Raw genomic sequence first — 5,839 nt, forward strand, 5'->3', positions numbered from 1 at the left:
CCACCGCCTGCGCCCGGGCCTGCACCTGCCGCGCAAACAGCGCCGCCAGACCCTCCTCGCGCGGGTACTCCCGCTGCGACACGCCCCAGCCCAGCAGCTGCGCCCGCTCCTGCGACGGCAGCACGTCCAGGCTGGCCAGCGGCGTCTCGGGCCTGGAGGTCAATGCCTCCAGCAAGACCTCAAAGGCGCGATGGACGAAGCGGCACACCCGCTCGGGGTCGACGGCCTCCTGGACCTGCGCGGTAATCATCAGGGCGGGACCGAAGTCATCGACAGAGAGCGTCAGCGGGTAGTTGGTCCGCTCGTGGCCTCCCAGGTCCTCGATGTCCTCGGCCTGCGCCTCTGCAACGTTGTCCTGTTTCGCCGATTCGCCCCCCTCATCAACGGCGCTGTGACGGAAGTTCAGCAAGGAGCTGAACAAAGGCGTCTGGGCGTCCACCCCGCTGCATCGCTGAGCCAGGGCCAGCGATGCCTGCTCATGGCCCAGCAGCTCGGCCATGAGCCGATGGGCCTGCTTCAGCGCGCGCTCGACGCCCAGTGCGTTGACGTCCATCCTGAATGGCAGGGTGTTGATGAACATGCCGAGCGCCCGGTGCACCTGCGTGCCGCCATGCATGCGGCCGAACAGCACCGTGCCGAAGACGACCGCGTGTCGGCCGCTGGTCCGGGCCAGCACCATGGACCAAGCCAGGTGGGCGACGCTGGCCATGCTCACCCCCAGGCGACGCACGCAGCTGCGCAAGGCTTCGGTCATGGCCGGAGAGACCGGCAGACGGGCCTCGGCGATGCGGCTGCCGTCACCGCGGACGTCGAGCAGCCCGAACGGTGCTGTCGGGCCGTCGATGTCGCTCAGCAGGCGCTTGAAAAAGGCTTCATGCGCGTCGTCTCTGGCGCCCAGGCGCGCCTGGGCAATGAAATTCCGGAACGGCACCGGCGGTGGCAATGAAGCCCCCTCGCCGCGCTCGATGGCCATGGCCTCCTGGACCAGCAAGTCCATGGTCGTGTGGTCCACCGCCAGGTGATGGGCCAGGATGCGGAGCAGCCAGCGTCCGTCATGACCATCGGCTGCGATATAGCAGCGCAGCAACGGCGCCTGCCTCAGGTCCAGGCGCACCCGGCGTGGATCGAGGCGCGCCTCGAGCTGGCTTGCGGGCTCGCCCTGCAGGGGATCCAGCTGAAGCTCCTCAACCGGCAGCGTCACCTGTCGGCGCACCACCTGCACGGGCTGGTCCAGACCGTCCCAGGACAGGCCGGTTCGCAGGATGTCATGGCGCTTGATCACCCCTTGCACGGCCTCCAGGAATCGATCCAGACGCGCCCTGTCCTTGAAGCGATAGAGGCTGGGCAGCAGATAGGCATCGCCCTCCGTTTCCATGAGGTGATGGAACAGGATGCCTTCCTGCAGCGGCGCCAGCGGATAGATGTCCTGGACATTGGCCGCGCCGCCCTCGACGCCGGCCACGATGCCGTCAATGGCGTCCTGGCTCAGCTGCACCAGCGGCAGCATGTCCGGCGTGATGCGCAGGCGGGCGCGGACGGCCTCCAGCAGCTCGGCCTTGTGCAGCTTGAGTTGCTGAGCCAGATCCGCGTTCATCGCGCCCTTGGGAGCGCGGACGAGCAGTTGCTCGCCATCGATATGGAGCTGAATGTTCTTTTCTTGCAGCTGTTGAAGCAAGGATTCGATGTTCACAACCTGAATTCCTCTGTCTCGCCATCCGACATATCGTCGGTAAATGCATCCGGGATGCGGTTTTCCGGCACGACGATGTCGTGCTGTCCGGTGTTCACGGCCTGGGCCAGCTCGGCCAGGGTCTCTGCGGTGAAGAGTTCGCGCACGTCCGCCTGCAGGCCTTCGCGGCGCATGCGCTCGATCAGCCTGACGGCCAACAGCGAGTGCCCGCCCAATTCGAAGAAGTTGTCGTGGCGGCCCACGCGCTCCAGCTGCAGCAGCTCGGCCCAGATGGCCGCCAGCGTGGCTTCCACCTCGCCCTGCGGCGCCTCGTAGGCGCGCCGGCTCCAGGCCTGCTCGTCCGGCGCCGGCAGCGCCTTGCGGTCCAGCTTGCCGTTGGGCGTCAGCGGCAGCGATCCCAGCTGCACATAGGCTGCCGGCACCATATAGCTGGGCAGCGTGGCTTGAGCCTGCGCCCGCAGCTGCTCCGCCGTCGCATGGCCGGTGTAGTAGGTCACCAGGCGCTTGTCACCGGGCTGGTCCTCGCGGGCCAGTACCACCACGTCGCCGGCTTCCTCCGCACCCAGCGCGGCCAGCTTGGCCTCGATCTCCCCCAGCTCGATCCGGAAGCCCCGGATCTTCACCTGGAAGTCATTGCGCCCCAGGTACTCGATGGTCCCGTCCGCCAGCCAGCGGCCCAGATCCCCGGTCTTGTACATGCGTGCGCCAGCCTCCTCGCTGAAGGGGTCCGCCACGAAGCGTTCCTCGGTCAGCTGCGGCTGGTTCAGATAGCCGCGCGCCACCCCGGCGCCGCCCACGTACAGCTCCCCGCTCACCCCCACCGGCACCGGCTGGCGCTGCGCGTCCAGCACATAGAGCCTCAGGTCCGGGATGCGCCGCCCGATCGGGCTGGGACCCCTGCGCTGCGCATCCTCAGCTCGCAGCGGGCAGTAGGTCACGTGCACCGTCGTCTCGGTGATGCCGTACATGTTCACCAGCCGAGTCCTGTCCCCGTTGCGCTCGTACCAGGGCGTGAGCGTGCGCAGCTCCAGCGCCTCCCCGCCGAACACGATGCAGCGCAATTGGTGCTCCCGCGCACTGCGCGCCTGCGCCGCCACCAGCTGCTGGAAGGCGCTGGGCGTCTGGTTCAGCACCGTCACGCCCTGATCGCACAGCAGCTCGTAGAAGGCCTCGGGCGAGCGCGCCGTCTCCTGCGGCACGATCACCAGGCGACCGCCGTGCAGCAGCGCCCCCCAGATCTCCCACACCGAGAAGTCGAAGCCCACCGAGTGGAACAGGCTCCAGGCATCGTCCGCCCCGAACTCGAACCAGTCCTGCGTCGCGCGGAACAGCCTCAGCACCTGGCGGTGCTCCACCATCACCCCCTTGGGGCGGCCCGTCGAGCCCGAGGTGTAGATCACATAGGCCAGGCTTTGCGGGCCCACACCGGTCTGCGCCACCGGCAGGTCCTCTGCCGACAGCCCGGCCCAGGCCTGCTGCGGCGCGTCCAGCGCCAGCACCTGCCCCGCACCCGCCTGCAGATGCTCGCCCAGCGCCTCGCGCCCGGCCGCATCCACCAGCACCACCACCGGCGCGCTGTCCGCCAGCGTCGCGCCCAGGCGCTCCGAGGCATACGCCGGGTCCAGCGGTACATAAGCCGCTCCCGCCTTGAGCACCGCCAGCAACGCCACGACCATCTGCGCGCCCCGCGCCAGGCACAGCGCCACCCCGTCTTCGGGCTTCACGCCCAGTCCCACCAGATGGCGCGCCAGACGGTTGGCCTCAGCATTGAGCTCGCCGTAGCTCAGCGTCTGTTCGCCATCCACCAGGGCCACCGCCTGCGAACGCTGCCTGACCTGCGCCTCGAACAGCTCGTGCAGCGTCTGCGTCAGCGGCGCCTGCGCCGGCACCACGTTCCAGTCGTTCAGCACCTGGCGGCGCTCGGCCTCGGGCAGCACGTCGACCTGCCTCAGCGGAGTGGACGGCGCCTGCAGCAAGGCATGCAGCAGGCTGGCCAGGGCGGCCTTCATGAAGTCGCAGACCTTGAATGGATCCACCGGCTGGCGGACCTGGGCGGTCAGGGAGAAGCCGCTCCCCAGGTCGTCCACCGACAGCACCAGTGGGTAGTTGGTCCGTTCCTCGCCGTGGAGGACCTGCATGCCGTCGTCCAGCTCGGCAAGATCAGCGTCGGCCTCCTCCTCATCGATCGAGGTGTAGCGGTAGTTCAGCAGCGAGCTGAACAGCGGCATGCCATGGCTCACGCCACTGCAGCGCTGAGCCAAGGCCAGCGACGCATGCTCGTGACGCAGCAGCCCGGACAGCTGGGCATGGACGCGCCGCAGCCCCTGGCTGACCGCGCTCGCATCCACGTCGATGCGCACCGGCAGGGTGTTGATGAACATGCCCAACACGCGATCCGCATGGGCCCCGCCCTGCATGCGGCCAAACAGCACCGTCCCAAAGACCGGGGACTCACGGCCCGACAGCTTGGCCAGCACCAGGGCCCAGGCCAGGTGCATCACGCTGGCGACGCCGACCCCCATGCGCCGTGCGGCCTCACGGGTGGCCTGTGCCATCTCGTCGGACAAGGGCACGCGGGCCTCGCTCACGTCCTGGCCGTCGCCCAGGACATCCAACAGATCGAAGGGCGCAGTCGGCTCTTCGATGTCCCCCAGCATGCGGGTGAAGAAGTCCCGGTGCTCCTCTTCGCTGACGCCCAGGCGGGCCGCTGCGACGAAGTCGCGGAAGGGCACCGGGGGCAGCAGCAGGTCAGGCCGTCCGCGTTGGAGCAGCTCGGCCTCCTTGATCAGCAAGTCCTGCGTGGTGTGGTCCATCACCAAGTGGTGGCACAGCAGGCGCAGCAGCCAGCGTCCGTTCTCAGCGTCATGCGCGACGGCCACGCGCAGCATCGGAGCCTGGCTGGCGTCGATTCGCGTGTTTCGAGGATCGAGCAGTTCCTCGAGCTGGCGTGCCACATCGCCTGCGGCAGGATCGAGTGCCAGCTGGGTCACCGGCAGGGTTGCCCGGCGGCGTACCACCTGCACAGGCTCGTCCAGACCATCCCAGGCGATGCCGGTACGCAGGATGTCGTGACGGTCCACCAGCTGCTGAAGGGCCAGCAAGAAGGCGTCCAGTCGCTCGCGCGAGTTGCAGGCCAGCAGGCTGGCCTCCACATAGGCATCACTGCCGCTGTCCATGCGGTGGTGGAACAGGATGCCTTCCTGCGCTGCGGTGAGCGGGTAGATGTCCTGCACATTGGCCGCGCCGCCTTCCACGCCTTCCACGATGCGGTCGATGGCGGCCTGGTCCAGCTGCACCAGGGTCAGCATCGGCGGCGTGATGGCCGTCGCGCCCTCGGGGATCAGATTGGGCGGCACCGCCACCGGTGCACTCCCCTGGCCCGTAGCCGCTGCCAGCTCCGCCACCGTCGGCGCGTTGAAGAGGGTGCGCACGTCGGCGCCCAGTCCCGCGCGGCGCATGCGCTCGATCAGGCTCACGGCCATCAGCGAGTGCCCGCCCAGCTCGAAGAAGTTGTCGTGGCGGCCCACGCGCTCCAGCTGCAGCAGCTCGGCCCAGATGGCCGCCAGCGTGGTCTCCACCTCGCCTTGCGGCGCCTCGTAGGCGCGCCGGCTCCAGGCCTGCTCGTCCGGCGCCGGCAGCGCCTTGCGGTCCAGCTTGCCGTTGGGGTTCAGCGGCAGCGATGCCAGCTGCACATAGGCCGACGGCACCATGTAGCTGGGCAGCGTGGCCTCGGCCTGTGCTCGCAGCTGCTCGGCGCTGGCCGTGCCCGTGTAGTAGGTCACCAGGCGCTTGTCGCCGGGCTGGTCCTCGCGGGCCAGCACCACCACATCGCCGGCTTCCTCCGCACCCAGCGCGGCCAGCTTGGCCTCGATCTCCCCCAGCTCGATCCGGAAGCCCCGGATCTTCACCTGGAAGTCATTGCGCCCCAGGTACTCCAGCGTCCCGTCCGCCAGCCAGCGGCCCAGGTCCCCGGTCTTGTACATGCGTGCGCCGGCCTCCTCGCTGAAGGGGTCCGCCACGAAGCGCTCCTCGGTCAGCTGCGGCTGGTGCAGATAGCCGCGACCCACGCCCACCCCGGCCACGCAGATCTCTCCCACCACGCCCAGCGGCAGCAGCTGCTGCCGCTCGTCCAGCACGTACAGCTGCGTG

Annotated in this window: 2 protein-coding genes; both read right to left on the bottom strand. The window is 68.9% G+C overall.

What is annotated here, in order from left to right; translation table 11 throughout:
* A partial coding sequence (locus tag ABDJ40_RS24460; protein ID WP_347613701.1) for a condensation domain-containing protein occupies positions 1-1,690 on the bottom strand: 1,690 nt, incomplete at its 3' end.
* A partial coding sequence (locus tag ABDJ40_RS24465; protein ID WP_347613703.1) for an amino acid adenylation domain-containing protein occupies positions 1,687-5,839 on the bottom strand: 4,153 nt, incomplete at its 5' end. The genes ABDJ40_RS24465 and ABDJ40_RS24460, both read right to left, overlap by 4 nt.

The sequence above is a fragment of the Roseateles flavus genome (assembly GCF_039872765.1).
GTDB classification, from domain to species: Bacteria; Pseudomonadota; Gammaproteobacteria; order Burkholderiales; family Burkholderiaceae_C; genus Roseateles_B; species Roseateles_B flavus.